This is a genomic window from Amycolatopsis sp. NPDC041971, from assembly GCF_055588925.1.
On record NZ_JBVJCE010000013.1, the window covers coordinates 214,212 to 241,028 of the forward strand.

27 protein-coding genes are annotated in these 26,817 nt (G+C 67.7%); 18 read left to right on the forward strand and 9 right to left on the reverse strand.

Going from position 1 to position 26,817, the window contains the following annotated elements:
• Positions 1–175: 175 nt before the first annotated feature.
• The 7 genes from ACZ6DT_RS25420 (at position 176) to ACZ6DT_RS25450 (ending at position 6,041) form a co-directional block, all read left to right on the forward strand.
• On the forward strand, positions 176–1,813 hold the full coding sequence (locus tag ACZ6DT_RS25420) for an acyl-CoA carboxylase subunit beta (protein WP_465599560.1): 1,638 nt from the start codon (positions 176–178) through the stop codon (positions 1,811–1,813).
• Positions 1,810–2,028, forward strand: coding sequence for an acyl-CoA carboxylase subunit epsilon (locus ACZ6DT_RS25425; RefSeq protein WP_465599562.1), 219 nt, complete (start codon positions 1,810–1,812; stop codon positions 2,026–2,028). The genes ACZ6DT_RS25420 and ACZ6DT_RS25425 overlap by 4 nt, the downstream gene beginning before the upstream one ends.
• Before the next feature lie 84 nt (positions 2,029–2,112).
• A complete protein-coding gene (locus tag ACZ6DT_RS25430; protein WP_465599564.1) occupies positions 2,113–2,946 on the forward strand; it encodes a helix-turn-helix domain-containing protein in 834 nt (277 codons plus the stop codon).
• A gap of 197 nt (positions 2,947–3,143) precedes the next feature.
• Entirely contained in the window at positions 3,144–3,350 is a 207-nt protein-coding gene (locus ACZ6DT_RS25435) for a DUF397 domain-containing protein (RefSeq protein ID WP_125789009.1), read from the forward strand.
• Complete coding sequence (locus tag ACZ6DT_RS25440) at positions 3,347–3,667, forward strand: hypothetical protein (protein WP_465599566.1); 321 nt, start codon at positions 3,347–3,349, stop codon at positions 3,665–3,667. The genes ACZ6DT_RS25435 and ACZ6DT_RS25440 overlap by 4 nt, the downstream gene beginning before the upstream one ends.
• Before the next feature lie 150 nt (positions 3,668–3,817).
• The gene (locus ACZ6DT_RS25445) at positions 3,818–4,444 is read left to right on the forward strand and encodes a PadR family transcriptional regulator (protein ID WP_465599568.1); all 627 of its coding nucleotides are present in this window, start codon (positions 3,818–3,820) and stop codon (positions 4,442–4,444) included.
• Entirely contained in the window at positions 4,425–6,041 is a 1,617-nt protein-coding gene (locus ACZ6DT_RS25450) for a DHA2 family efflux MFS transporter permease subunit (RefSeq protein WP_465599570.1), read from the forward strand. The genes ACZ6DT_RS25445 and ACZ6DT_RS25450 overlap by 20 nt, the downstream gene beginning before the upstream one ends.
• Positions 6,042–6,168: 127 nt before the next feature.
• Here ACZ6DT_RS25450 and ACZ6DT_RS25455 read toward each other — a convergent pair whose 3' ends face one another.
• On the reverse strand, positions 6,169–7,974 hold the full coding sequence (locus ACZ6DT_RS25455; protein WP_465599572.1) for a glycoside hydrolase family 3 protein: 1,806 nt from the start codon (positions 7,972–7,974) through the stop codon (positions 6,169–6,171).
• Between the two features lie 166 nt (positions 7,975–8,140).
• On the opposite strand from ACZ6DT_RS25455, the gene ACZ6DT_RS25460 reads away from it, so the two are divergent.
• Positions 8,141–8,767, forward strand: a complete 627-nt coding sequence (locus ACZ6DT_RS25460; protein ID WP_465599574.1) for a Maf family protein — start codon at positions 8,141–8,143, stop codon at positions 8,765–8,767.
• A gap of 99 nt (positions 8,768–8,866) precedes the next feature.
• A complete protein-coding gene (locus ACZ6DT_RS25465; RefSeq protein WP_465599576.1) occupies positions 8,867–10,231 on the forward strand; it encodes a dicarboxylate/amino acid:cation symporter in 1,365 nt (454 codons plus the stop codon).
• An 883-nt stretch (positions 10,232–11,114) separates the two neighbouring features.
• Here the strand turns inward: ACZ6DT_RS25465 and ACZ6DT_RS25470 are convergent.
• The gene (locus tag ACZ6DT_RS25470; RefSeq protein WP_465599664.1) at positions 11,115–11,798 is read right to left on the reverse strand and encodes a hypothetical protein; all 684 of its coding nucleotides are present in this window, start codon (positions 11,796–11,798) and stop codon (positions 11,115–11,117) included.
• An 83-nt stretch (positions 11,799–11,881) separates the two neighbouring features.
• Here ACZ6DT_RS25470 and ACZ6DT_RS25475 point away from each other — a divergent pair, with 83 nt between their 5' ends.
• The 6 genes from ACZ6DT_RS25475 (at position 11,882) to ACZ6DT_RS25500 (ending at position 15,911) form a co-directional block, all read left to right on the forward strand.
• Complete coding sequence (locus tag ACZ6DT_RS25475; protein ID WP_465599578.1) at positions 11,882–12,166, forward strand: SAV_915 family protein; 285 nt, start codon at positions 11,882–11,884, stop codon at positions 12,164–12,166.
• Between the two features lie 149 nt (positions 12,167–12,315).
• Positions 12,316–14,106, forward strand: a complete 1,791-nt coding sequence (locus ACZ6DT_RS25480; protein WP_465599580.1) for an acetyl/propionyl/methylcrotonyl-CoA carboxylase subunit alpha — start codon at positions 12,316–12,318, stop codon at positions 14,104–14,106.
• 46 nt (positions 14,107–14,152) lie between these two features.
• The gene (locus ACZ6DT_RS25485; RefSeq protein WP_465599582.1) at positions 14,153–14,617 is read left to right on the forward strand and encodes a DUF1707 SHOCT-like domain-containing protein; all 465 of its coding nucleotides are present in this window, start codon (positions 14,153–14,155) and stop codon (positions 14,615–14,617) included.
• Between the two features lie 41 nt (positions 14,618–14,658).
• A complete protein-coding gene (locus ACZ6DT_RS25490) occupies positions 14,659–15,033 on the forward strand; it encodes a DUF1707 SHOCT-like domain-containing protein (protein ID WP_125796741.1) in 375 nt (124 codons plus the stop codon).
• Between the two features lie 17 nt (positions 15,034–15,050).
• Entirely contained in the window at positions 15,051–15,188 is a 138-nt protein-coding gene (locus ACZ6DT_RS25495) for a hypothetical protein (protein WP_465599584.1), read from the forward strand.
• Between the two features lie 192 nt (positions 15,189–15,380).
• A complete protein-coding gene (locus tag ACZ6DT_RS25500) occupies positions 15,381–15,911 on the forward strand; it encodes a GNAT family N-acetyltransferase (RefSeq protein WP_465599586.1) in 531 nt (176 codons plus the stop codon).
• A 114-nt stretch (positions 15,912–16,025) separates the two neighbouring features.
• Here the strand turns inward: ACZ6DT_RS25500 and ACZ6DT_RS25505 are convergent, their stop codons facing one another.
• Both ACZ6DT_RS25505 and ACZ6DT_RS25510 read right to left on the reverse strand, forming a co-directional pair.
• Entirely contained in the window at positions 16,026–17,489 is a 1,464-nt protein-coding gene (locus ACZ6DT_RS25505; protein WP_465599588.1) for an aldehyde dehydrogenase family protein, read from the reverse strand.
• Between the two features lie 99 nt (positions 17,490–17,588).
• On the reverse strand, positions 17,589–19,328 hold the full coding sequence (locus tag ACZ6DT_RS25510) for a glycerol-3-phosphate dehydrogenase/oxidase (protein ID WP_465599590.1): 1,740 nt from the start codon (positions 19,326–19,328) through the stop codon (positions 17,589–17,591).
• Positions 19,329–19,562: 234 nt separating this feature from the next.
• On the opposite strand from ACZ6DT_RS25510, the gene ACZ6DT_RS25515 reads away from it, so the two are divergent.
• Together ACZ6DT_RS25515 and glpK are read left to right on the forward strand one after the other, a co-directional pair.
• Complete coding sequence (locus tag ACZ6DT_RS25515; protein WP_465599592.1) at positions 19,563–20,318, forward strand: MIP/aquaporin family protein; 756 nt, start codon at positions 19,563–19,565, stop codon at positions 20,316–20,318.
• Positions 20,319–20,331: 13 nt separating this feature from the next.
• Positions 20,332–21,846 (forward strand): glycerol kinase GlpK, encoded by a 1,515-nt coding sequence (gene glpK, locus ACZ6DT_RS25520; RefSeq protein ID WP_465599594.1) that lies wholly within the window; start codon positions 20,332–20,334, stop codon positions 21,844–21,846.
• Between the two features lie 121 nt (positions 21,847–21,967).
• On the opposite strand, the gene ACZ6DT_RS25525 is transcribed toward glpK, so the two are convergent.
• The 4 genes from ACZ6DT_RS25525 to ACZ6DT_RS25540 all read right to left on the reverse strand — a co-directional run bounded on the left by ACZ6DT_RS25525 (position 21,968) and on the right by ACZ6DT_RS25540 (position 25,237).
• Positions 21,968–22,471 (reverse strand): hypothetical protein, encoded by a 504-nt coding sequence (locus ACZ6DT_RS25525; RefSeq protein WP_465599595.1) that lies wholly within the window; start codon positions 22,469–22,471, stop codon positions 21,968–21,970.
• Between the two features lie 5 nt (positions 22,472–22,476).
• Positions 22,477–23,154: a class F sortase gene (locus ACZ6DT_RS25530; RefSeq protein ID WP_465599597.1), complete on the reverse strand. Its 678-nt coding sequence runs from the start codon at positions 23,152–23,154 to the stop codon at positions 22,477–22,479.
• Between the two features lie 132 nt (positions 23,155–23,286).
• Complete coding sequence (locus tag ACZ6DT_RS25535) at positions 23,287–23,754, reverse strand: hypothetical protein (protein WP_465599599.1); 468 nt, start codon at positions 23,752–23,754, stop codon at positions 23,287–23,289.
• A 79-nt stretch (positions 23,755–23,833) separates the two neighbouring features.
• Positions 23,834–25,237 (reverse strand): NAD(P)H-quinone dehydrogenase, encoded by a 1,404-nt coding sequence (locus ACZ6DT_RS25540; protein WP_465599600.1) that lies wholly within the window; start codon positions 25,235–25,237, stop codon positions 23,834–23,836.
• Positions 25,238–25,364: 127 nt separating this feature from the next.
• On the opposite strand from ACZ6DT_RS25540, the gene ACZ6DT_RS25545 reads away from it, so the two are divergent.
• Positions 25,365–25,817 carry a gamma-glutamylcyclotransferase family protein gene (locus ACZ6DT_RS25545; RefSeq protein WP_465599602.1) on the forward strand — a complete coding sequence of 151 codons (453 nt, stop codon included), beginning with the start codon at positions 25,365–25,367 and terminating at the stop codon, positions 25,815–25,817.
• 63 nt (positions 25,818–25,880) lie between these two features.
• Here the strand turns inward: ACZ6DT_RS25545 and ACZ6DT_RS25550 are convergent, their stop codons facing one another.
• Positions 25,881–26,723: a DUF559 domain-containing protein gene (locus tag ACZ6DT_RS25550; protein WP_465599666.1), complete on the reverse strand. Its 843-nt coding sequence runs from the start codon at positions 26,721–26,723 to the stop codon at positions 25,881–25,883.
• Positions 26,724–26,817 lie beyond the last annotated feature (94 nt).

A 26,817-nucleotide genomic window follows, 5' to 3' on the forward strand; every position in this document is an offset into this window, starting at 1 on the left:
CCCTCCCCCCCCCCCCCCCCTCCTCCCCCCCCCCTCCCCTCCCCCCCCTTCCCCTCCCCCCCCCCCCCCCCCCCCCCCCCCCCCCCCCCCCCCCCCGGGACCGCGCTTCCCTCGGGCGGCGGACGTTGCCTACGCCACACGCGAAGTGACCGTCGAGTAGCTAGGCTGCGGTTTCATGAGCAGTGCGACGGAGCCGCTCGGGACGCCGCCCGAGGACGAACCGGACATCCACACGACGGCCGGCAAGCTTGCCGACCTGTACCGCCGGTATGACGAGGCGGTGCACGCGGGTTCCGCGAGGGCGGTGGAGAAACAGCACGCCAAGGGCAAGAAGACCGCTCGCGAGCGGATCGACCTGCTGCTGGACGAAGGCTCGTTCGTCGAACTCGACGAGCTGGCGAAGCACCGTTCGGTGAACTTCGGCCAGGAGAAGAACCGGCCCTACGGCGACGGCGTCGTCACCGGCTACGGCACCGTCGACGGCCGCCCGGTGTGCGTGTTCAGCCAGGACGTCACCGTCTTCGGCGGTTCACTCGGTGAGGTGTACGGCGAGAAGATCGTCAAGGTGATGGACCTGGCGATCAAGACCGGCCGTCCGATCGTCGGCATCAACGAGGGCGGCGGCGCGCGGATCCAGGAAGGTGTGGTCTCGCTCGGGCTTTACGGCGAGATCTTCAACCGCAACGTCAAGGCGTCCGGCGTCATCCCGCAGATCTCGCTGATCATGGGCGCCAACGCGGGCGGGCACGTCTATTCCCCCGCGCTGACGGACTTCGTGGTGATGGTCGACAAGACCTCCCATATGTTCATCACCGGCCCCGACGTCGTGAAGACCGTGACCGGCGAAGAGGTCTCCTTCGAGGAACTCGGCGGCGGGCGCACGCACAACACCCGTTCGGGTAACGCGCACTACCTCGGTTCCGACGACGAGGACGCGATCGCCTACGTCAAGGAACTGCTCTCGTTCCTCCCGGCGAACAACCTCTCCGAAGCGCCGTTGGTCGAAACGGACGTCTCCGCGGGTGGCTTCTTCGACGACGTGACCGAGTCCGATCGCGAACTCGACACGCTCATCCCGGACTCGCCGAACCAGCCGTACGACATGCACGAGGTCATCACCCGCATCGTCGACGACGGCGACTTCCTCGAGGTCCACGAGCTGTTCGCGCCGAACATCCTGGTCGGCTTCGGCCGGGTGAACGGGCGCAGCGTCGGCATCGTGGCGAACCAGCCGACCCAGTTCGCCGGCTGTCTCGACATCGACGCGTCCGAAAAGGCCGCGCGGTTCGTGCGCACCTGCGACGCGTTCAACATCCCGGTGCTGACCTTCGTCGACGTCCCCGGCTTCCTGCCCGGCACCGACCAGGAATGGAACGGCATCATCCGGCGCGGCGCGAAGCTGATCTACGCCTACGCCGAAGCGACCGTTCCGCTCGTCACCGTCATCACCCGCAAGGCGTACGGCGGCGCGTACGACGTCATGGGGTCGAAGCACCTCGGCGCGGACATCAACCTGGCGTGGCCGACCGCGCAGGTCGCGGTCATGGGCGCGCAGGGCGCGGCGAACATCGTGCATCGCAAGACCCTCGCCGCGGCCGCCGCCGACGGCAAGGACGTCGACGCGCTGCGCGCCGAGCTGATCCAGGAGTACGAGGACACGCTCCTGAACCCGTACGCGGCGGCCGAGCGCGGTTACGTCGACTCGGTGATCGTGCCCGCGCACACCCGTGGCCACATCGCGAAGGCGCTGTCACTGCTCCAAGGCAAGCGAGAGAGCCTGCCGCCCAAGAAGCACGGGAACATCCCGCTGTGAGCGCGTCCGAGACCCCGCTGCTGAGGGTCGTCCGGGGCAATCCGGACGACGCCGAACTCGCCGCGCTGACCGCCGTCGTCGCGGCTGCGGCCAGTGCGCCGGCGCCGGAACCGGCGCCGAAACGGGAGTCGTGGTGGGCGGACAAGGCTTCGCTCGTGCGGGCCCCGCTCGCCCCCGGCGAGGGTGCTTGGCGGGCTTCGGCGCTTCCTCGCTGACGCGGCCCGTCGGGCGGCGCGGATCCGGTTTCGCGGACTAGTGTGACAGTCCTGCCGACCGGATCCGCCCTCAGAAAGCCGTGCGTGACGAACCAGGATCAGCTCTCCACCGAGTTGCGCCGTCTGCGCAAAGCCGCCGGGTTGTCCGGTACCGAAGCGGCCAGGCTCACCGGCCTCAGTCAGTCGAAGGTCTCGCGGGTCGAAACCGGCGCGTTCATGCCGACCGAGGACCAGGTCGTCGCGCTGTGCCGGGCGTACGGCGCACCCGCGAAAGTCCGGCGGGCGCTGGTCGCGATCACGCGGGACCTCCGCGAAGAGGCGTCGTCCGCCCGCGTCGTCCTCCAGCGCGGTGCCTGGCGGATGCAGCAGCGCATCGGCAAGATCGAGACGGCGTCCGCCCGCATCCGCAGTTTCCAGCCGACCATCGTGTTCGGCCTGCTCCAGACGCGCGACTACATCACCGCCCTGTTCGGCGATTCTCTCCCGTCGGACGAACGAGACCAGACCGTCGAGGCCCGGCTGGAGCGCCAGCGGATCCTCGACTCGAACCGTGAGTTCCAGTTCGTGCTCACCGAAGGCGCCCTGCGCTGGAACATGGGCGGGGCGGCGACCATGCTGGCCCAGCTCGACCATCTCATCGAGGTGTCCCGCCGCGGCCGGGTGCGGCTCGGTGTCATCCCATGGACCAAGCCGGTGTCGGTCCCCATACTCCACGGTTTCGACATCTACGACTCGCGCGCGGTACTTCTCGGGACTCAGACAGCCACCGCGCTCGTCACGGACGAACGCGAAGTCGCCGACTACGAGGAGAACTTCGCCGAAGTCGAGCGCTACGCCACCTACGGCGACATCGCCTGCTCGCATCTGACGCGGATCGCCGCCGACTACCGACAGCTCGCGGTCGAACCACTTCGGTGACCTAAGACCCTTTGCGCTATGCACTACGAGAGTGCATCGTGAGTAAAGCAGCTGTCGGTGAAGGTCCCCTTTCGTGCGCCGAACGCGATCACCGAAGCCGTTCACCGACCAGCGGGCACAGATCACCCGATCTCGCCAACCTTGCTGCCGCGCAACCCGTCTACTTGCCGAAACAGTCACTGGGGAAAGGGCCTCCGATGACCACCTGGCACGAGAACATGACCGGCTGGCACAAGTCGACCTACACGCACTGGGAAGAGAACGCCTGCGTCGAGGTCGGCGCCGCGCCCGGCCTGGTCGGCATCCGGGACACCAAACAGTGGGCGATGCCGGACGAGACCCGGCCCATCCTGGTGCTGCCGTCCGAGTCCTTCGCCGCGCTCCTCGAGCACCTTGGCCGATGAACGACGTCGCCGAGCCGTACATGGTCCACCATCCACGGGAGATGGCGGGCCAGCTGATCAACGGCAACTGGATCGTCGCGCGCTGGGAACACCTCGGTGAGGACGAGGACCTGGACCGCTGGACGGCCGTCCTCCGCGAGTACTGCGAGGAACTCGACGTCGATCCGTACGTCATCAACATCCCGCGGAAGAGCCTGACGATCGTCTTCAACGGCGCGCTCCCCGCGCCGACGTTCGAACAGCTGGAGAACTCGATCGCGGCCATCGAGTACCACCGCTTCCTCGAACGCGAAATCGGCCCGAGACCGCTGAACTGACACGCGAGTTCCGCCTCCAAGCACCCGAGTTCCGCCTTCAAGCACGCGAGTCACGCCTTCAAGCACGCGAACCCCGCACTTGAGCCCGGCCGCGCCCTGCCATATAGTCCTCTCGGAATAATCAGTACGGAATCTTCCGAGAGGGTCATCGTGGCCGCGAAGCTCACCCCACTCGCCATGGCGGTGCTCGAACTCCTTCACGAGCGACCCATGCATCCGTACGAGATGGCGCAGCTGATGAAGGAGCGTTACGTCAGCACGCGCGTCAAGGTGAAGGCCGGCTCGCTCTACCACACGGTCGATCGCCTGGCGGAGAACGGTTTCATCGAGATCGTCGAGACACAGCGGGACGGGAAGCGCCCCGAACGCACCTTGTACGCGATGACGGAGGCCGGTCGCGACGAGTTCGTCGACCGGGCGCAGGACATGCTGGCCACGCCCGCCGAGGAATACCCCGAGTACCTCAGCGCGCTCGCCGTCATCGACGAACTCGGCCTGGAAATGACGCTCACCCAGCTCAAACACCGCGTGCTGCGGCTACAGGCCGCCATCGCTTCCGACCAGGTCGTGCTCGAAAACCTCGACAAGGAGCACAAGCTCCCCGAGATCTACTGGCTCGACTGGTCCTACGCCACCGCGCGACGCGCCTTCGAGCTCGAGTGGACCCGAAAACTGATCGAGGATCTGGAATCCGGTCGCATCGGATTCCAAGAGCACTGCACGCCGCATCTGAACCTGGTCACCGAGGACGACACCGATGAACGCAAGACCAGCTAACCCCTGGGCCGCGCTTTCCGCGCTGTGCCTGGGTTTCTTCATGATCCTGCTGGACACCACGATCGTTTCGACCGCGATTCCCGCGATGCTGCGCGAACTCGACGCCGGGCTGAACGCCATCGTCTGGGTGATCAGCGTCTACCTGCTCGCCTACGCGGTGCCGATGCTGTTCGCCAGCCGCCTCGGCGACCGCTTCGGCCCGAAACGCGTCTACCTGGCCGGGCTCGTCGTGTTCACGCTGGCCTCCCTGTGGTGCGGCCTGTCCGGTTCGGTGGAAATGCTGATCGCGGCCCGCGCCGTGCAGGGACTCGGGGCCGCTTTGATGACGCCGCAGACCCTGGCGTTCATCAGCCATCTGTTCCCGCCGTCGAAACGCGGTCCCGCGATGGGGCTCTGGAGCGGTGTCGCCGGTATCGCGGCCATCGCCGGGCCGCTGCTCGGCGGTGTACTCGTCGACCACCTCGGCTGGGAATGGATCTTCTTCGTCAACCTGCCGGTCGGCGTGGTCGCGTTCGCACTGGCACTGCTCAAGGTGCCGGACTGGCAGCCGAAGCACTCACGTTCCTTCGACGTTCCCGGGATCCTGCTGTCCGGCGCCGGCTTGTTCTGCGTCGTCTACGGCGTCCAAAATGGACAGCAATACGACTGGGGCCGCGTGTTCGGGCCGATCACCGTGTTCGAGATCATCGGCGCCGGACTCGCCCTACTGGTCGCTTTCGTGTTGTGGCAACGGTTCAACCGCAAGGAACCGCTGCTTCCGCTGGGTGTTTTCGCGAACCGCAACTTCTCCGCCGGGGCACTGACCGCGGTCGCCGTCGGCTTCGCGATGACCGGCATGTTCCTGCCGCTGGTGATCTACATCCAAGCCGTGCTCGGCGAATCACCGACGATGTCCGGGCTGCTGTTCGCGCCGATGTCGTTGCTGGCCGGCATGATCGGCCCGTTCGTCGGCCGCGCTTCGGACAAGGTCAACGGCAAGGTCCTGCTGATCATCGGACTGGCGGCGCTGGCCTTGGGGTTGGGCCTGGTGGCGCTGATCGCACGGGCGGGCGCGAACGCCTGGGCGCTCACCCCGGCGCTGCTGGTGGCGGGCTTCGGGATCGGGTTCATCTTCCCGCCGATGGGCAACCTGGCGATGAGTTCGGTCGAACCGCGGCTCGTCGGGACCGCGTCGGGCATCTTCAACACCGCTCGCCAGGTCGGTGGTGTACTCGGCAGCGCCGCCATCGGCGTGCTGCTGCAGGCGCGGATCAGCGTCTCGGTCGCCGACGAGGCGGCGTCGGCCGCGAGCGCGTTGCCGGAGCAGTACCGGACGCCGTTCGCGGACGGCATCGCGAAGGCCGCGGAATCCACCGGCGAGTTCGGTTCGTCCGGGCCGACGGCTTTCCCCGGCCTGCCGCCCGGTGTCGCCGAGCAGGCTCAACGGCTCGCGCTCGAAGCCGTCCACAATGGACTCACCGACGCGGCCCGGGTGACGCTGCTTCTCCCGGCCGCGGTGCTGGTGCTGGGCGTGCTCGCCGCGCTCACCATGCGCCGCCCGGCTCCGCGGGCGCCTCGCTCCACCGCCCTCGAACCCGCCGCCGCCAGCACCGCCTGATCCCTCGCCGCGTTTAGTCCTCTGAATGCGGCACGTGAGCCACCCGCCGGTGCAAGGAACGGTCCGTTCCTTGCGAATTTCGCAAGGAACGGACCGTTCCTCTCATCCGCGGGAGGGCGGAAGTCACCTACCGGCGGTACCGCAGGCCGTAGCCGTACGGGTACAGCGCCTTCTTGCCGTCGCCGACGTTCACCGGTTCCTGCGCCGCACTGGTCGGCCAGCTGAACGTCAGCCTCCCTGTCGGGTTGTAGTCGCCGTAAAGGACATCGGCGACACCGGCGCCTTCGCTGCCCGGGAGCCAGGCCGCGAGGAGTCCGTCGAACCGCGGCAGTTGCGGAGCGATGTCGAGCGGGCGCCCGGACACGGTCACGACGACGACCGGAGCGCCGGAGCTCTTCAGTTTGGCGATCGTGGCGAGGTCTTCCGCGTCGAGTCCGAAGCCGTTCGGACGGTCTCCCTGCCCTTCGGCGTACGGCGTTTCGCCCACCACGGCGACGGCGACCTGGTAACTGCCGTCGATTCCATTACCCGCACGGTCATAGGTCACCGTGGTTCCTCTCCCCGCCCCCGACTTGATGCCGTCGAGGATGGTCGTGCCCGGGATGACCGGGCCGCTCTGGCCTTGCCAGGTGAGTGTCCAGCCGCCCGCCTGGTTGCCGATGTCGTTCGCGTTCTTGCCCGCGACGAAGATCTTGTTGTTCTTCTTCGCCAGTGGCAGCACACCGTCGTTCTTCAGCAGCACCTGGGATTCGCGGACGGCCTGCCGGGCCAGCTCCCGATGTTCCTCACTGCCGAACGTCTTCTGGAGCGAACGGTCGGTGTACGGGCGCTCGAACAGGCCGAGCTTGAACTTCTCCGCCAGGATGCGGCGGTTCGCGTCGTCGATCCGGTCGCGTGAGACGCGGCCCGCCTCGACTTCGGCCTTGAGGTAGGCGAGGAACCGCGGCGCGTCCCACGGGACCATGAACATGTCGATGCCCGCGTTGACCGAGAGGCGCACCTCTTCGGGGGTGAAACCTTCCTTGCCGTCGATCTGGTCGATCGCGTTGTAGTCCGAGATCACCAGTCCGGAGAACCGCAGTTCCTTCTTGAGGACGTCGGTGACGAGGTACTTCTGGGCGTGCATGCGCACCCCCTGGAAACTGGAGAACGAGATCATCACCGAGCCGACGCCGCGGTCGATCGCCTCGCGGAACGGCGGCAGGTGGATCCGGCGCAGTTCGCGTTCGCTGATCTCGGTGTCGCCCTGGTCGACGCCGTTCGTCGTGCCGCCGTCGCCGACGTAGTGCTTCGCCGTCGCGAGCACCGATCCCGGTTTCTCGCCGAGTCTGCGCCCTTGAAGGCCAGTGATGGCCGACGCGTTGGCGATGGCGTCGCGCGGGGATTCGCCGAAGGATTCGTAGGTCCGGCCCCAGCGGTCGTCACGGGCGACGCACAGGCACGGCGAGAAGTCCCACTGCGGACCGGTTCCGGCGACTTCCAGCGCAGTCGCCCTGCCGATCTTCTCGACCAGGCGTGGATTGTTCGCGGCGCCGAGGCCGATGTTGTGCGGGAAGATCGTCGCGCCGTAGACGTTGTTGTGGCCGTGCACGGCGTCGACGCCGTAAAGAGTGGGAATTCCGAGCGGCGTCGAGATCGCCGCCTTCTGGTACGAGTCGACCATGTCGGCCCACCCGTTCGGCGTGTTGCCGGCGGGCACCGAGCCGCCACCGGAGAGCAAGGACCCCAGTTTGAGCGCGGCGGCCTGATCGGGGGTGACCGCGCCGCGTTCGGCCTGCGTCATCTGGCCGATCTTGTCGTCCAGGCTCATCCGCTTGAGCAGGTCGTTCACCCGTGCGGTGGTCGAAGCGTGGGGATTCTTGTAAACCGGCCCAGGGGCGGCGGATGCCATCGGCGCCAGGGCCGAGCCTGCCAGGAGCAGTCCTGCGAGCATTGTGGTTTGCGTCGTGCGAAGCGATCTTCTGACGCGGAGGCGGGACGGCATTGGTTCCTCCGTAGCTCGAACGATCCATATGTTGCGCGCCACAACAAACTAACGCCACGTCCGAGTGTCCCAGGTCACAATCAAGCAACGGAAGGCGGTCGAGTACCTTCCTCAAGTGCGTTTCGTCCTCGCGTCCCAGTCCCCCGCCCGACTCGGCGTCCTGCGTTCCGCCGGCTTCGATCCGAGCGTCGTCGTCTCCGGCGTCGACGAGGACGCCGTCGCCGCGTCCCTGACCGATCCGGCGCCGGAGGAGCTGGTCCGCGCGCTCGCCGTCGCGAAGGCCGAAGCGGTTTTCAAGGCACTCAGCGGCCACACCGACTTGGTGATCGTGGGCTGCGATTCGATGCTGTCGATCAACGGCGAGATGGTCGGGAAGCCGATCACGCCGGAGGTCGCGCGCGAGCGCTGGGCGTCGATGGCGGGAAAAACCGGTGAACTTCTCACCGGCCACGCGATCATCCGCGTCGAGAACGGCGTGAGGACGAAGGAAGCCTCCGGGACCGAAGGCACCACTGTCCGCTTCGGCACGCCGTCGCAAGAAGAGATCGAGGCCTACATCGCGTCCGGCGAACCGCTTCAGGTGGCGGGCGGCTTCACCTTGGACGGGCTCGGCGGCTGGTTCATCGAGGGAATCGACGGCGATTTCTCGAGCGTCATCGGGATCAGCCTGCCGCTGACCCGGCGCTTGCTGACCGGGGTCGGCGTCAGCGTCATCGACCTATGGTCTCGTCCCACATCCTGAGACCACTCCCACACGATCGGGTGATCCGGAAGAGTCTGGCTTCGTCGAACGTTCTTTACGTCCGGGAATCAGGAAACCTTCACGCACCGGAGTCGCCCCGTGTCTTTCATTCGGACCTACACAAGGCCAAAGATCTTCGCGGCGGCGGTCCTCGGCTCGCTCGTCGTGGGCGCCCTGCTCGGCGTGCTCGCCAGGACGACCGAGGCGAGCTGGCTGACCGACCTGCTCGACCAGATCGGCACGATCTTCACGACGCTGCTGCAGATCGCGGTGATCCCGCTGGTCTTCACGGCGATCGTGGTCGGCATCAACAGTCTGCGCAACCTCGGCGGCGGCAAGAAGGCCGCGCGGCTGGGCGGCAAGACCGTCCTGTGGTTCGCGATCACCTCGTTCATCGCGTCGCTGATCGGCATCGCGGTCGCGAAGCTGTTCAACCCGGGCAGCGGTGGCCTCGGCGAAGGTGTCGCCGCGACCGCGAAGAACGCGGACAAGGCCACCAAGAGCGTCGACAACTGGGGCTCCTGGAGCGCCTTCGTCGAAGGCTTCCTGCCGAAGAACTTCTTCACCGCCTTCACCGAGGGCGAGACGCTTCAGGTGCTGTTCCTCGCCGTGCTGATCGGCGCCGCGGCCTACAGCCTCGGTGACAAGGCCAAGCCGTTCGTCGACTTCACCACAAGCGTCTTCGAAATCATCCAGCGCTACCTCGGCTGGATCGTCCGGCTCGCCCCGATCGGCATCATCGGCCTGATCGGCGCCGCGGTCTCGAACTACGGTGACGCCCTGTTCCGGCCCCTGTTGACCACCACTCTCGCGGTGTACGTCGGCTGCTTGCTGGTGCTGCTGGTGGTCTACCCGATCCTGTTGCAGTTCGTAGCGAAGGTCAGCCCGCTGAAGTTCTTCTCGAAGGCGGGCACGGCGATCCAGTTCGCGTTCGCTTCGCAGTCTTCGGGCGCGACGCTTCCCCTGACCCGGCAGTCCGCTGTGAACCTGGGCGTCCAGCCCGCGTACGCCGCCTTCGCGACTCCGCTCGGCAGCGCCACGAAGATGGACGGCTGTGCCGCGGTGTTCCCGGCGATCGGCGCGATCTTCATCGCGAACCTGTCCGGCGTTTCGCTGAACATCTGGCAATACGTCGGCATCGTCGTGGTCGCCGTACTCGGTGCGCTGGCCACCGCGGGCACCACCGGCTGGCTGACCGCGCTGACCCTGACCACCGCGTTCATCGGGCTCGACGCGCAGCAGGTGGCGCTCGGGATCGCGCTGATCTACTCGGTGAACCCGATCATGGACATGATGCGGACCGCGACCAACGTCGCGGGCCAGATCGTCGTGCCCGTCGTCGTCGCCCGCGGCGAAGGCCTGCTGGACGACGACGTGCTCAACTCGCCGACGGACCCTTCGCCCACTGACAACGGTGAAGCGTCCACTACGTCCGCGAAGGAGCCTGCTACTGCGGGTGCTTGAGATTGCTTTAGTACATGAAGGCCCCCTTCCTTGCGCCTAGGTACAGGAAGGGGGCCTTCATGTACCTAAGCTGTCGCGAGGGACCAGAGGAGCTCAGGTAACGTCGCATAACCGCTGGTCAAGTGGATGTTGTGGTGACAGAGGCGGGCTCGTCACTTCTCGCCGTCCACAAAGGACGCCGCCGGGGCGACAATACCCGATTCGGACACAGGGTCCTTTGTGGACACTCGACGCTCAAGACACCCTGCTGTCCGCCCTCTTCGGAAGTCCAGTTCGAATCACCAAGGGCGCCACCGACCAGCGGCTATGCGACTTTGCCGAAACCCTGGACCAGGGGGCCGTGAAGGCCTCCTTCGCTACCTTGAGGGTCAAGGTCTCGGCAAAGTCGCATAACCACTGGTCAAGTGGGTGTTACGGTGACAGGGGCGGGTTCGCCACAGTCGCCCAACATCTTTCTCGACTATCCACATAGGACTCCCCCGCGGCTACAGTGCCCGATTTGGGCGTTTTTCGACGGGTCGTGAGTAAAAAAGAGGGTTCTAGCCCTAAAATTCACTCACGACCCCAGACGAAAAACGTACATAAACGCATCAAATGGACATTCAGCGGCCGAATGGTGTCCTTTGTGGACGCTTGACGCTCAAGACGCCCTGTCATCCACCCTCGTTGGAAGTCCACTTCGAATCACCAAAAGCGCCACCCGCCAGCGGCTATGCGACTTTGCCGGGCCCCTGACCTTGAGGGTGGAGAAGGAGGCCTTCACGGACTTCCGAGGTCCGTGACGGCCAGTTACTTAGGCACGCTCAGCAACGCTGGCAAGGGACCTTTGCTATCACTTCTCTCGACATTGAGAGAAGTGACAGCAAAGGTCCCTTGCTCCCTCTCAGGGGCACTCCCGCAGGTCCGCCTTCACGAGCCGGACGTCCGGCCACCCCCGCAGCTCCGAAGGAGCGGTGTACCGCCGCGTGCAGCCCACCGAGCCGCGGGCGACGTCGTAGACCTCGGCGAGTACCGGCGCCGCCTCGCATCGGGCCGAGCCGGACTGCGCGTCGGGGCATTCGTGCCGCACCACGATGACGTCCGCGATCCCGTCGGCGGTCACGTCGTGGAGGGCGATCGTCCCGGCGTCGGAGACGTACGGCTTGCCGGTGTCCCGCCAGATCCCGCCGCGCGCGACGAACAGTTCGCCCGCCGAGCCGCCGCCCACTTCGCCGCGCACCAGACAGACCGGCGTCGCGCCGTCGACGCAGCGCAAAGAATCGCCCGTGAGGGTGACCCCCATGTCGTTGAGGATCAGCGGGTACACCGTGTCCACCCCGATCCGGACCACACCCTGCTTCCCCGCGTTGTCGGCCAGCAGCACGACGGGCAGCCCGCCGACGGTCATCGCGCCGATCTCCCGGCAGGCCGAGTCGCCGCAGTTGACCCCGGACGCACTCGGTGCAGCGTCGGAAACGGGAGGCACGCCGGGATCTCCGGCGGGCGTCGGTGCGGCAGGGCGGAGCAGGATCACGGCCACGATCACGCCGGCCGTCACCATCACCGCCAGCAGCGCGGTGAACAGCACGGATCGCGGCGCCCGCGCTTCCTGAGTGCGCATGTCCGAGAGCGTAAGTGATCTAGCGCGGAGTGCACGGCTATGTTGTTCCCGTGACGAATCCCGGACTGCCCAACGCCCTGTTCCTTCCCACGGCGAAAAAGCCGAAGGACTTCACGAGGGCGGAGATCGAACTTCGCGCGACCAAGGACGGCCGGATGGCGTTGATCGCCTTCAGCACCGTGCAGCGTCTGGTCGAATGCTGCGGCCCGCATCAGCCGTGGGCGCTGGTCAAGTCCGAGCACCTCGGGCGGGTCCACCAGGCCCAGCCGTACGACCTGATCGTGCTCGATTCAGACCTGCCGGAAGAACTGCGGCACCGCGAGGCGTTGGTGTAGGGCCTGATAGAAGAACTGAGGCACCGGGCCGCTGGTATAAACAAAGGTCACTGGGTGGCCTTGCTCTCACTAATCGGGGCGGGAATTTCTTCTAAACTGCTGCGGAGCCGCATCGGGGCGGCCCGACGTGCGAACGCAGGAGGTACGGCGTGACCGAGCAGGCCGGCACAGGTGGTCCGGTGACCAAGATCCTGATCGCGAACCGCGGGGAAATCGCGGTACGGGTGATCAGGGCGGCGAAGGACGCCGGGCTGACCAGCGTGGCCGTCTACGCCGATCCGGATCGTGACGCACCCCATGTCCGTCTCGCCGACGAGGCCTTCGCCCTCGGCGGCACCACCGCCGCCGAGAGCTACCTCGTCTTTGACAAGCTGCTCGACGCCGCCAAGCGGTCGGGCGCGGACTCCGTCCACCCCGGCTACGGGTTCCTCTCCGAGAACGCGGACTTCGCCCAGGCGGTGATCGACGCGGGCCTGACCTGGATCGGCCCGAGCCCGCAGGCCATCCGCGACCTCGGCGACAAGGTCACCGCGCGCCACATCGCGCTGCGCGCCGGCGCCCCGCTCGTGCCCGGTACGAAGGACCCCGTCGCGAACGCCGACGAGATCATCGCCTTCGCCGAGGAGCACGGCCTGCCGGTCGCGATCAAGGCGGCGTTCGGCGGCGGCGGCCGCGGGCTGAAGGTCGCCCGCACCCGCGAGGAGATCCCGGAGCTCTTCGAATCCGCGACGCGTGAGGCGATCTCCGCCTTCGGCCGCGGCGAATGCTTCGTCGAGCGTTACCTGGACAAGCCGCGCCACGTCGAAGCCCAGGTCCTCGCCGACCAGCACGGCAACGCCATCGTCGTCGGCACCCGCGACTGCTCGCTGCAGCGCCGCCACCAGAAGCTGGTCGAGGAGGCGCCCGCGCCGTACCTGACCGACGATCAGCGCAAGCGCATCCACGACTCCGCGAAGGCGATCTGCAAGGAAGCCGGTTACTACGGCGCCGGGACCGTCGAGTATCTCGTCGCGGTCGACGGCACGATCTCGTTCCTCGAGGTCAACACGCGGCTGCAGGTCGAGCACCCGGTGTCCGAGGAGACCACGGGTCTCGACCTCGTGCGCGAGATGTTCCGCATCGCGCGCGGCGAGAAGCTGCGCATCACCGAGGACCCGGAACCGCGGGGCCACTCGATCGAATTCCGCATCAACGGCGAGGACGCCGGCCGCGGCTTTCTGCCCGCGCCCGGCACCGTGACGAAGTTCGTCGCGCCGAGCGGTCCCGGGGTGCGGGTCGACTCGGGGGTCGAATCCGGCAGCGTCATCGGCGGCCAGTTCGACTCGATGCTCGCGAAGCTGATCGTCACCGGCTCGGACCGGCAGAACGCGCTCGAGCGCAGCCGCCGCGCGCTGGCCGAGATGGTCGCCGACGGGATGGCGACGGTCCTGCCGTTCCACCGGGTGATCGTGAACGACCCGGCCTTCGTCGGCGACGAGAACGGTTTCAGCGTGCACACCCGCTGGATCGAGACCGAGTTCGACAACCGGATCGAGCCGTTCGTGGCACCGGAAGCCGCCGAGGCCGAGGAAGAGCAGCCCCGCCAGAACGTCGTCGTCGAGGTCGGCGGCCGCCGACTCGAAGTGTCGCTCCCCGGCGGTTTCTCGCTCGACGCCGGCGGCGGCGGGACGGCCGTGAAGGCCAAGCCGCGCAAGCGCGCGGGCGGTACCAAGGCCGCGGTGAGCGGCGACGCGGTCACCGCGCCGATGCAGGGCACGATCGTCAAGGTCGCCGTCGAAGAGGGCCAGCGGGTCGAAGCGGGCGAGCTGGTCGTCGTGCTCGAGGCGATGAAGATGGAGAACCCGGTCACCGCGCACAAAGCGGGCACCGTGACCGGTCTTTCGGTCGAGGTCGGCGCGGCGGTCACCCAGGGAACCCAGCTGTTCGAGCTGAAAGACTGACGATTGTCGTGGTTGACGGAGCTTCGCCAGGCCTACCATCGCAAGGGTGAGCAAAGTTCCGTCATCGCGGCTGCGGATCAGTGATCAGGATCGTGAGTCCGCGCTGACCGCACTCGGCGAGCACCTGAGCGTGGGCCGGATCGACATCGACGAGTTCGGCGAACGGTCCGCTCAGGTCACCGCCGCCAAGACACGCGGTGAACTGTCCGGGATCTTCGCGGACCTGCCCGAACCACATCCGCTCTTCGACGTGCCCAAGGCGACCTTGAGTGAGCCGGGGAAACCGGCGTCGGCGTGGGCGGACATCCCGCCGATGCAACGGATCATGGGCGCCCTCCTGCCGATCCTCTTCATCGCCAGCATCGCGCTCATCATCACCACCGGTGTCACCTGGTGGTTCATCCTCGTCCCGATCGGGATCAGCGCCGTCGGCGAAGGCATCTGGGGCAAGGGCTGGGAGAACGCGCACAAGAAGCTCGGGAAACAACGTCGGCGGGAACTGGACGGCTGATCCGCCCGTAGACTCGGGACGTGAGTGCCGAGAGACCGGACATGCGGCTGAGCGACGCCGAACGCCAAGACGCGCTCGAAGCGCTGGAAGAGCATGTCCGCACCGGCAGACTCGACCTCGACGAGTTCGGTACGCGGTCGGCGAAGATCAGCGCCGCGAGGATGGTGAGCGACCTCGAGCCGCTGTTCACGGACCTGCCCTCGCCCCGGCCCGGCGCGCTGCTCCCCCTGCCGCCGATGCCCGGTGTCGCGCAGGCGTCCGCGAAGAACGACGCTCCGCCGTCGAAATGGCTGACGGCCAGCGCCGTGCCGATCGCGGCGGCGGTCGCGATCGCGCTGTTCTTCTTCACCCGGGGGACGTTCCTGGTCTTCCTGCTGCCGCTGGCGGTCGCGCTGATCATGAGCCGCCGTCGCTGATCGTCCCGGCGAGGATCGTGAACGCCATCAACAGCGGCCGGATCGTCGGCACCGCCTACGACCCGGCGGTCCAGGAGTTGCCCGGCGGTGTCCACGGCGTCGACCTCAACGCACACGGGCTCACGACCGGGCTGGAGGCCGCGCGCCGATCATGAGCGGGCCGGAGCGTTGCCCGGGTTTCACGTGGGCGCAAAAGCCGGGTCGTCTCGAATGACGGGACGATCGCGGGCATCACGTCGGACAACCCGCTGGACAAGGGCGGCACGCCGGTGGTCTGGCACCACGTGCGGTGATCCACGGTCGGGTGGTTCACGAGCGGGCCGCCCCGGTCTGGTTACCCTCGAAGAGTGGAACCGGTGGAGATCAACGCGGGCGAGTACTACCTGCGGCAGCTACGGGCGGACAAGGCACTCGACGACCGTCCGGCGCTGGTCGCGGCCTTCGCCGACCCGACGCATCGCAAGTACGTCCTGAACTACCGTTTGCGGGATCTGGACGAGGCGACCGAGTACGTCGCGCTGCGCGCGGCCCAGTGGGCCGGTGACGAACGCTGTTCCTGGGCGGTGGCCGAGCCGACGACCGGGGAGCTGCTGGGCGAGGTCGGGCTGAGGGATCTCGACTTCGACGCCGGGTACGCGGAGGCGTCGGTCTGGGTGCGCGCGGCGTCCCGGGGCAAGGGCGTCGCGAGCACCGCGCTCAACGCGGCTCTGCGCTTCGGTTTCGGCGGTCTCGGCCTGCGTGAGGTCAGCTACCGCTACGAGGAGACGAACGAGGTGTCCGCCTCGGTCGCCCGCAAATGCGGGTTCACCCTGGTCGGGCCCGAATTGGAACCGGCCCCGACCGGGGAACGCCTCATCCGCTGGCGCCGCACCGCCTGACTCGCATTTCGTCCTCTGAATGCGCCAGTACGCAACACGAACTACCGCATCCAGAGGACTGAACGCGGTGGTTGGTAATACGAACTACCGCATCCAGAGGACGAAATGCGGGGGTCAGAAGGGGTAGGTGGGTGGCGGGTTCCGGACGGTGACCCACCGTGTCTCGGTGAAGGCCTCGATGTTCGCCGCCGCGCCGCCGAAACGGCTTCCGGTGCCCGAAGCGGCGACGCCACCGAAGGGACTGTTCGCCTCATCGCTGACGGTCTGGTCGTTGATGTGCACGATCCCGGTCGGGACGCGGTCGGCCAGCTCCAGTCCTTTGAGGACATCGCGGGTGACGATCCCCAGCGAGAGCCCGTATTCGCTCGCCGTGGCGAGGCGGATGGCCTCCTCCGCGTCGGAGAACCGCACGACCGGCGCGACCGGGCCGAAGATCTCCTCGGCGACCGCGGGCGCCGTCGGCGGCACGTCGGCGAGCACCGTCGCGGAGTAGAACAACCGGTCGTATTCGGCGCCGGCGGCGACCCGCGCGCCCGCCGCGACACTGGACGTGACCAGCTCGTGGATCTTGTCCCGCTGCCCGGCGTCGATGATCGGCCCGAGCGCGACCTCGTCCCGCGCCGGGTCGCCCACCCGCAACGCGGCGGCCTTAGCCGCCAGCCGCTCGACGAAGTCGTCGTAGAGCCGCTCGTGCACCAGGTGCCGCCCGGTGGTCATGCAGATCTGGCCCTGGTGGAAGAAGGAGCCGAACGCGGCGACTCCGGCCGCTTCGTCGACATCCGCGTCGTCGAGCACGATGAGCGCGGAGTTCCCGCCCAGTTCCAGATGCGCCCGCTTCAGGTGTTTTCCGGCGAGTTCGCCGACCTTGCGCCCGGCGCCGGTCGACCCGGTGAAAGAGATGACCCGGACCGCCGGATGCGTCACCAGCGTCTCGCCGACGTCCGCGCCACCCGGCAGCATCTGCAGCACACCCGGCGGCAGGCCCGCTTCCTCGAAGATCCGCGCGAGGACCACGCCACCGGTGACGGCGGTGCGCGGATCCGGCTTCAGGATGACCGCGTTTCCCAGCGCGAGCGCCGGGGCGACCGAACGGATGCCCAGGATGATCGGCATGTTGAACGGCGAGATCACCGCGACGACACCGGCCGGGACCCGGCGCGCCATCGAAAGCCGCGGTTCCTCACTCGGCAGGAGTTCGCCGTACGGACGGCCGGGCAGGGCCGCCGCCTCATAGCACTCCTGCTCCGCGACGTGCAGTGAGAAGCCCGCGACTCCCGGCACAGCACCGACCTCGCGGACGTTCCACCACTGGATCTCGTCGGCGTACTCCGACCACAACCGAGCGGCTTCACGCAGGACGGCGGCGCGCTGGACGTGCGGTGTCGCCGCCCAAGCCCGCTGCGCCTCGGCCGCGGTTTCAGCCGCTTTCGCGGCGTCCTCGGCCGAGGCGATCCCCACGCTTCCCAGCACCGCACCGGTCGCGGGCTCTGTGACGTCACGGGTACCACCGGACCCGGGCACCCAGGAACCTCCGGCGAAGATCCGGTCCGTCCACGTCGACGAGTCGAGAAACACCACAAGGCCGCCCTTCCGTCTCTGGAGCGGCCGACGCTATGCCAGATTCACCCGATCAGGCAACGATCTCTGCGCGCGTGGCACACCACTCGGCAGCACGGATCAACTCACCGGTTCGATGATCCCGGACCGCGCTTCCGGCGCGGCCGAACGCAACGCGTCGGCGGCCTCGTCGCTCGGCTGCGACTGGGACTCCCGTTCCGCGTCGACCCGCGCCTTGTACACCTCGACCTCACGCTTCTCCTCGTCCTTCGACCAGCCGAGCACCTCGCCCACCAGCGTGGCGACCTGCGCGGCGCAGTCGACACCGCGGTGCGCGTACTCGATCGAGATCCGCGTCCGGCGCGCGAGCACGTCTTCCAGGTGAAGCGCGCCCTCGTGGCTGGCCGCGTAGACGACCTCGACGCCGAGGTAGTCCGGAGCATGCTCCAGCGGTTTCAGCAGCTCCGGCCGTCCTTCGCCGATCGCGAGGACCTCGTGCACCATCGAGCCGTACCGGTCGAGCAGATGCCGGACGCGGTACGGGTGCAGCCCGTGCTCGCTCGCCAGATGGTCGGCCTGGTTCACCAGTGCGTGGTACCCGTCGGCGCCCAGCAGCGGCACCTTGTCCGTGATGGACGACTGCGGCCTGCCGGGAAGGTCGACGGCCGCGGCGTCGACGGCGTCGGCCGCCATCACCCGGTACGTCGTGTACTTGCCGCCCGCGATCGCGACCAGTCCCGGAGCGACCCGGGCGACCGCGTGCTCACGCGAAAGCTTCGACGTCTCTTCGCTTTCCCCTGCCAGCAAGGGCCGGAGTCCCGCGTAGACCCCTTCGATGTCGTCGTGCGTCAGCGGGGTCGCGAGCACGGTGTTGACGTGTTCGAGGAGGTAGTCGATGTCGTGCTTCGTCGCGGCGGGATGCGCGAGGTCGAGGTTCCAGTCGGTGTCGGTGGTGCCGACGATCCAGTGGTTGCGCCACGGGATGACGAACAGCACGGACTTCTCGGTACGCAGGATCATGCCGGATTCCGAGACGATCCGGTCGCGCGGGACGACGATGTGCACACCCTTGCTCGACCGCACGCGGAACCGGCCGCGGCCGCCGGAAAGGCGCTGCAGTTCGTCGGTCCAGACGCCGGTGCAGTTGACCACCGCGGAGGCGTGGATCTCGGTCTCGCGGCCGTCCTCGACGTCGCGCACGCGGACACCGGAGATACGGTCGGCCTCGCGGAGGAAACCGACCACCTGGGTGGAGGTGCGCACCACGGCGCCGTAGTGCGCGGCGGTGCGGGCGACGGTCATCGTATGCCGCGCGTCGTCGGATTGCGCGTCGTAGTAACGGATCCCGCCGATCAACGCGGACCGCTTCAGGGCCGGCACCATCCGCAGCGCGCCCGCGCGGCTCAGGTGTTTCTGGCCGGGGACCGACCGCGCGCCGCCCATCGTGTCGTACATCAGCAGACCGGCCGCGGTGTACGGCCGCTCCCAGATCCGGCGGGTCAGCGGGTACAGGAAGCTGACCGGCTTCACCAGATGCGGGGCGATCGTCGTCAGCATCAGCTCGCGTTCGCGCAGCGCTTCCCGAACCAGACCGAATTCCAGCTGTTCGAGGTAGCGGAGCCCGCCGTGGAAAAGCTTGCTGGACCGGCTCGACGTCCCCGACGCGAGGTCGCGCGCTTCGACGAGGGCGACCCGCAAGCCGCGAGTGGCGGCGTCGAGCGCCGTGCCCGCCCCGACCACTCCGCCGCCGATGACGACGAGGTCGAACTTGTCCGCACCCAGCCGCTGCCAAGACTCTTCCCGCTTGAGCGGTCCCAGCCTGGCGGGGCTGTTTTCGGCTTCGCGCTGAGAGCTTGCCACGTGACATTCCTCCTTGTGCCGCTGTGACTCCAGCATCGCACGATCGGCCGCGACCGGTCCGTTGTGCGGGTGACACGTGTGGCGTAACCCTCGCCGATCTTGGAAGGATTGCTTCCCACGACGCCTGGAAGGAACAAATACGCGACGGTAACGTGCCACGGACGTGGGTCGGCAAGGGCGCCGTAGCACACCGTGTTCGACCCTGCGCGGAATGTCCAAAGTGGAGGTCAAGCGGTGAGTGTGGGAGCCATATTCGTCTGGGAGCTGCTGGGAACGGCGGTCCTGATCCTGCTGGGTAACGGCGTGGTCGCCAACCACGTGTTGCGGAAGAACAACGGCCACAACGGCGGCGTCGTCATGATCACCCTCGGGTGGGCGTTCGCGGTCTTCACCGGTGCCAGCATCGCCGCGCCGAGCGGCGCGCACCTCAACCCGGCGGTGACACTGGGGCTCGCCATCGCGGACAAGACGGAATGGGCGGACGTCCCGATCTACGTCGCGGGCCAGCTGATCGGCGCGATCCTCGGCGCCGTGCTCTGCTGGGCCACCTACAAACTGCAGTTCGACGACCACCCGCAACGTGAAGAGACACTCGGCATCTTCTCGACCGCGCCGCAGATCCCGAACAAGGCCTGGAACCTCGTCACCGAGGTCATCGGCACCTTCGTGCTGGTGGCGTGGATCCTGCTCAGCCCGGTCTACGCCAACGCCGCGGGCGAGAACGGAACGCCGAGTTTCGGCAACTCCGCGCTCGGCTACGCCGGTGTAGCGTTCGTCGTGCTGGTCATCGGCCAGTCCCTCGGTGGCCCGACCGGTTACGCCATCAACCCGGCCCGAGACCTCGGCCCCCGCATCGCATACGCGTTCCTGCTGCCCATCAAGAACAAGGCCAATCCGAACTGGGGTTACTCCTGGGTCCCCGTCGTCGGCCCGCTGGTCGGCGGTGCCCTGGCCGCCTTGCTGTTCCTCGCCGTGCACAACCTGACCTGAGACTGGAGCTTCGATGACTTCGTACGTAGCCGCGATCGACCAGGGCACCACGTCGACCCGCTGCATGATCTTCGACCACTCCGGCCGGGTGGTCGCCGTCGACCAGCGGGAACACGAGCAGATCTTCCCGAAGGCGGGCTGGGTCGAGCACAACGCCGAAGAGATCTGGGAGAACACCCGGGCCGTCGCCGCGGGCGCGCTGGCCAAGGGGGACCTGGTCGCGCGCGACATCGTCGCGGTCGGCATCACCAACCAGCGTGAGACCACGCTGGTCTGGGACCGCACCACCGGCAAGCCGGTGTACAACGCGATCGTGTGGCAGGACACCCGTACGGACAAGATCGTCAGCGACCTGGGGGCGCTGGGCGGCGGACAGGAGCGTTACCGCGCGAAGGTAGGCCTGCCGCTGGCGACCTACTTCTCCGGGCCGAAGATCAAGTGGATCCTCGACAACGTCGACGGCGCCCGCGCGAAGGCCGAGGCCGGTGACCTCGTCTTCGGCAACATGGACACCTGGGTGCTGTGGAACATGACCGGCGGGGTCGACGGCGGCGTGCACTTCACCGACCCGACCAACGCGTCGCGGACCATGCTGATGGACCTCGACACGCTGACCTGGGACACCGAGATCGCCGAAGAGATGACGATCCCGCTGTCGATGCTGCCGGAGATCCGGTCGTCCTCGGAGACCTACGGCAAGGTCCGTGAGAAGGGCGCGCTGGCCGGGGTCCCGATCTCGGGCATCCTGGGCGACCAGCAGGCGGCGACCTTCGGACAGGCCTGCCTATCGCCGGGTGAAGCGAAGAACACCTACGGCACCGGCAACTTCATGCTGCTCAACACGGGCACCGAGAAGGTCATGTCGGACAACGGGCTGCTCACCACGGTCTGCTACAAGATCGGCTCGAACGACACGGTGTACGCGCTCGAAGGATCGATCGCGGTCACCGGTTCGCTCGTGCAGTGGCTGCGCGACAACCTCGGCCTGATCGGCTCCGCGGCCGAAGTCGAGCAGCACGCCCGCACCGTCGAGGACAACGGTGGCGCGTACTTCGTGCCGGCGTTCTCGGGTCTCTTCGCGCCGTACTGGCGCTCCGACGCCCGCGGCGCGATCGTCGGCCTCACCCGGTTCGTCAACAAGGGACACATTTCGCGGGCGGTTCTGGAGGCGACCGCGTTCCAGTCGCGCGAGGTCATCGACGCGATGAACGCCGACTCCGGTGTCCCGCTGAAGTCGCTGAAGGTCGACGGCGGCATGGTCGTCAACGAACTGCTCATGCAGTTCCAGGCCGACATCCTCGGCGTGCCGGTGATCCGCCCGGTGGTCAACGAGACCACCGCGCTCGGCGCGGCCTACGCGGCCGGTCTCGCGGTGGGCTTCTGGGAGGGCGAAGACGACATCCGCAACAACTGGGCGCAGGACAAGCAGTGGGACCCGTCGATGGACGAGGCCCGCCGCGAATCCGAGTACCGCAACTGGAAGAAGGCCGTCACGAAGACCTTCGACTGGGTCGACGACGAAGACTGATCCCGGCGGCGTGTAGGTCCAGTTGCCCCTTTCGCTCGCGTGAAGTACATGAAGGCCCCCTTCCTTGCGCCTGGCGCAAGGAAGGGGGCCTTCATGTACTGGGGAAGGTGGCGATCCGGGCTCACCCGGAAGCGCCACCGGTTTGCGGCGCGCCCACCGGAATCTTCGCAACCTGACGCCCTGCCGCGGGAACCGCTTTCGGAGGCGTCACCTTCGTCGGCTCGGCCGAGGGAGACGGCGGCACACTCGGGCCCGGGGTCTTGTCCGGCGCGACTTCGAGATTGATCGTCACCGTCGCCGTCTTGCAGGTCGCCTTGACCGCGTAGAAGCCCGGCTTCGCCTTGTCGCTGATATGCGCGACAGCACCGAGGATCACCGGGTCCTCCGAAGTCACCTCGAAGGTCCCGATCCGGTCCAGCACCATCGACTTCACCTCGCCGAAGTCGTCCTTCGCACAGCCGACCGAGACCAGGACGTCCTCTCCCGCCGTCGACTTCGACGGGGAGACGGCGACGAACGGGTACTGCATGGGCGGCGGGGTGAAGGACGGGACGTCCTGCGCGTACGCGACGGCCGGGGCGGCCAAGGCCACGCCGCACGCCACCACCAAGGCGGACCTGATCATGGAACTCACCTCGCGATCAACCGGGCGAAAACGATGATGTTGTCGAGATAGTTGTGCGACGCCTTGTCGAAGACCCCGCCACAGGTGATGAGCCGCAGCTCCGGCTCGGTGGTGTCGCCGTAGACCGCGTCGGTGGGGAACTTTTCCTTCGCCACCCGCTCGACCTTCGTGACCGCGAACTCGGCCGTCGTGCCGTCCTTCCGGGCGATCGAGACCTTGTCGCCGGGCGCCAGTTCCTTCAGCCGGAAGAAGATGCCCTTCTGCTTGTTCCCGTCCACGTGCCCGAGGATCACCGAAGGCCCGACCTCCCCCGGGGTCGGCCCGTGTACGTACCAGCCCGCCTGCATCGGCTGAGTGATCGGTGGGACCTCGACGGTGTTGTCGGCGTTGAGCCCCAGCGGGACCAGGCTCGACTTCGCCTCGATCTTCGGCACGTCGATCGAGACCGGATCGGCCTTCGGCAGCCCCTCGGCGACGGCCTCGCCCTCCGGCTCCGGCCTTGGCTCCGGCGCGGCGCTCGGCGGCACCGTCGAGGTCTCGGCCTGTTCCGTGACCTGCGGCGGAGCGGCCTGCCGGGTCTCCGCCGGGCCGGACAGGACGATCGCCAGCGTCGCCAGGACGACCAGCAGGACGGCCGCGAGCACCAACGGCGCCTGTCGTCCTCGCCACCACGTCGGCTTCATGTTCACCCCTCACGGCGCCGGTCCCGGCCCCCAGACCGGGACCGGCTCGTCGTTCATCCCCACGACTGCCAGACGCCGGGCGCGGCCGGACGGTTGCCCGCTCAGGTCACGAAATCATCGCGATGAGGAGAATCAGGACGCCATGCTGCCGTCACCGGCGTGGGCGGCACCGGCGGGCACCGTGCTCACCTGCCGCGGAGGAACGGAAAACGTTGCCGTGTAAGACTTTCCGTTGCAGTTGACGGTCAGCGGGTAGTTGCCGGGGGCGGTGCCCTCCTCGAGGGTGACCTCGGCACTGATATTCGCCGGGACCCCGATGAGCGGACCGTAGTCGTACTTCCCGATGCTCAGCACCGGCGAAGAGAACGTCGTCGACCTCGGCGCCTTCAATCCGTCGCCGGGGCATTGGGCCAGGGCGACGTTGAAGTCGCCGTGCACGTACTTGTTGACGAGTCCGAGATCGTAGGCCGTGTCGTCGTTGAGCTGCACCGTGACACCGCCGGGATCGGGTTGCTGGGGTTGCTGAGCGAGACCGGTCGACGGCCCCGCCAGCAACGCCGCGCCGATCGCCACCATTCCGGCGAGCACCCTGCGAACCACGAAAACCCCTAGCTGTCAACGAAACACCGACACGCGCTAGACGCGGACATCCCCGCGAGGGTTGCTTCGACGGCGGAGATCAGTCCAAGTCGTCGTGGCGCATGAGCTGGCGGCCCGCCTCGGTGATCGACCCCGACAGCGACGGGTACACCGAAAATGTCAGTGCCAGGTGTTCCACTGTGAGCTGGTTCTGGACGGCGAGCGCGATGGGAAGGACGAGTTCGCTCGCGTTCGGCGCCACGACCACCCCACCGACGACGACACCGGTGGCGGGGCGGCAGAACAGCTTCACGAAACCGCGTCGCAGGCCTTCCATCTTCGCGCGGGCGTTCGTCGCGAGCGGGAGCATGATGGTGCGGGCGGGCACCTCACCCGAGTCGATCGCCTGCTGGCTGATGCCGACCGTCGCGATCTCGGGGTGGGTGAACACGTTCGCGGCGACGGTCTTGAGCTTGATCGGCGCGACCCCCTCGCCGAGCGCGTGCCACATCGCGATGCGGCCCTGCATGCTGGCCACGGAAGCGAGCATGAGCACCCCGGTGCAGTCGCCGGCCGCGTAGATCCCGGGCGCGCTGGTGCGGGAAACGCGGTCGACACCGATGAAGCCGCCGGGGCCGGGCTCGATGCCGACCTTCTCCAGACCGATGTCGGCGGTGTTGGGCACCGAACCGACGGTCATCAGCGCGTGGCTGGCTTCGATCACGCGGCCGTCGGAGAGGTGGATCTCGACGCCCTTTTCGGTGCGCACGACCTTGTCGGCACGGGCCTGCTTGACGACCGTGGTGCCGCGCTGCGAGAAGACCTCTTCGAGCACGGCGGCGGCGTCGGCGTCCTCGTGCGGGAGCACGCGGTCGCGGCTCGACACGACGGTGACCTTGACACCCATCTCGGTGTAGGCCGAGGCGAACTCGGCGCCGGTGACACCCGAGCCGATGACGGCCAGGTGCTCGGGCAGCTCGCGCAGGTCGTAGAGCTGACGCCAGTCGAGGATGCGCTCGCCGTCCGGCACCGCGCCGGGCAGCACGCGCGGGGTGGCGCCGGTCGAGATGAGGACGACGTCGGCGTCGAGCACCTCGGTCGAGCCGTCGGGGGCGGTGACGGCGACCTTGTGCGCGGCGAGCCCGGCCTCTTCGTCGTCGAAGCGGGCCTGCCCGATGACGACGCGGACGCCCTCACGCTGGACGCGGGCGCGGATGTCGGCGGACTGCGCGAGCGCGAGGCCCTTCACCCGGCCGTGGACGGTCGGCAGGTCGACGCTGGTGTCGGCCATGTCGGTGTTGATGCCGAGCTCACGGAGGTCGTGCATGTTCGCGAGCGCGCCGGAGGAGGCGATGAACGTCTTCGACGGAACGCAGTCGTAGAGCACGCACGCGCCGCCGAGACCGTCACGTTCGACGATGGTGACGTCGGCTCCGTGCTGGGCCGCGACCAGTGCCGCTTCGTAACCGGCGGGGCCTCCGCCCATGATCACGATCTTGGTCACTGGTGTCCTCCTCGCTGCGGTGTCCGTGACTGCGTTTACCGTACGCGGGCGACCGCTGGGCGGATTGAGTGGCCGGACACGGCATGTGCGTCCAGCCGGGTGACCGTCGGGTCGCTAGGCTGTGTCCGTGCCGTTGTATGCCGCGTATGGATCCAATATGGAGCCCGCCCAGATGTTCGAGCGCGCTCCTCACTCGCCCACGGCCGGCACCGGCTGGCTGGAGGGCTGGAGGCTGACCTTCGGCGGCGAGGACATCGGCTGGGAAGGCGCGCTGGCGACCATCGTCGAAGAGCCGGGTTCCCGGGTCTTCGTGGTGCTGTACGACGTCACGCCCCTGGACGAGGACGGCCTCGACCGCTGGGAAGGCGGCGAGCTCGGCATCCACAACAAGATCCGGTTGCGCGTGCAGACCATGGAAGGGTCCGTCCTGGCCTGGTTGTACGTCCTGGACGCCTACGAGGGCGGCCTCCCGTCCGCGCGCTACCTCGGCGTGCTGGCCGATGCCGCCGAAGCCGCGGGCGCCCCCGCCGACTACGTCGACGCGCTCCGCACCCGCCCCTGCCAGGGCATCAGCGGCTGATCACGCCAGTCCCGCCTTCAATCACACGAGTTCCGGCTTCAATCACGCCAGTCCCGGCGCCGATCACGCGAGTCGCGCCGTACGACGCTCGAACGCTCCGCGCAACTCTGCCAGCAAACGTCGTGGATCCCGCAGGTCAGCCGCCGTCGCGCGGATAGTGATCCATCCGCGCGCCGCCATTCGCGCATCTCGCTCCGCGTCGTGGTCCTGCCTGCCCTCATGAGCGGCGTAACCGTCGTATTCCAGGGCGATGCGCAGCTCAGGCCACGCGAGGTCGAGCACGTACAGCTTCCGTCCGTCGACGGTGCCGATCTCGTACTGGGCGACCGGGACCGGCAGCCCGGCCTCCACCACGATCAAGCGAATTATGCTCTCCGCCGGCGATTCGGCCTCGCCCGTAGCGAGCGCGAGCAGCATCTGCGCCCTGTGGATACCTCGTCGGTCGCGGCGGTCGATGATGCGATCCCGGACGTTGTCGTGGAGGATCCCCCGGTGGTCCGGCTCGAGGTTGTGCAGCGCCTCTTCGAGGGCGGCGAACGCGGTTCGCTTGTCGCCGTCGCAGAGGTGGTCGGCCAGCGCGCGGTCCAACGAGAACACCGGCAGTCCGTCCAATTCGAGCACATCGGCCGGGTCGAATTCCGCCCTGTGCACCACCAGCCCCGGCCTCGATTCGACCCGTCTCGAGTAGGGAACGGTCAGGTGGACGACCGTGCTGTCGGCAGCCGAAATCCCATGTAGGGCAAGAGAAGTGGCCCCGGAAAGCACCGCGGGCCGGCCGACCGCGAGCAGTGCCGCCTGTGCCAGGCTCGGCAACTTGAGCAGATCCGCCGCGTGGACGACCACGCCTCGCCACGGCTGAGCCAGCACGCCACGCGCCAGCCCTTCGGTGACGGCACGCCGCCCCAAGACCTTGTCGGCCTCACTACGCAAGACCGCCCCATGACGTCCTCCCCAATTGATCACATCTTCGAGAATCGGAGACCGGATCGGCTTTGGGAAG

What these genes read in the sequence shown, in the direction of transcription:
- ACZ6DT_RS25450 (WP_465599570.1), top strand. Translation starts at nt 4,425, where the DNA reads ATGAACGCAAGACCAGCTAACCCCTGGGCCGCGCTTTCCGCGCTGTGC.
- ACZ6DT_RS25435 (WP_125789009.1), top strand. Translation starts at nt 3,144, where the DNA reads ATGACCACCTGGCACGAGAACATGACCGGCTGGCACAAGTCGACCTAC.
- glpK (WP_465599594.1), top strand. Translation starts at nt 20,332, where the DNA reads ATGACTTCGTACGTAGCCGCGATCGACCAGGGCACCACGTCGACCCGC.
- ACZ6DT_RS25525 (WP_465599595.1), bottom strand. Translation starts at nt 22,471, where the DNA reads ATGATCAGGTCCGCCTTGGTGGTGGCGTGCGGCGTGGCCTTGGCCGCC.
- ACZ6DT_RS25455 (WP_465599572.1), bottom strand. Translation starts at nt 7,974, where the DNA reads ATGCTCGCAGGACTGCTCCTGGCAGGCTCGGCCCTGGCGCCGATGGCA.
- ACZ6DT_RS25530 (WP_465599597.1), bottom strand. Translation starts at nt 23,154, where the DNA reads ATGAAGCCGACGTGGTGGCGAGGACGACAGGCGCCGTTGGTGCTCGCG.
- ACZ6DT_RS25490 (WP_125796741.1), top strand. Translation starts at nt 14,659, where the DNA reads ATGCGGCTGAGCGACGCCGAACGCCAAGACGCGCTCGAAGCGCTGGAA.
- ACZ6DT_RS25420 (WP_465599560.1), top strand. Translation starts at nt 176, where the DNA reads ATGAGCAGTGCGACGGAGCCGCTCGGGACGCCGCCCGAGGACGAACCG.
- ACZ6DT_RS25440 (WP_465599566.1), top strand. Translation starts at nt 3,347, where the DNA reads ATGAACGACGTCGCCGAGCCGTACATGGTCCACCATCCACGGGAGATG.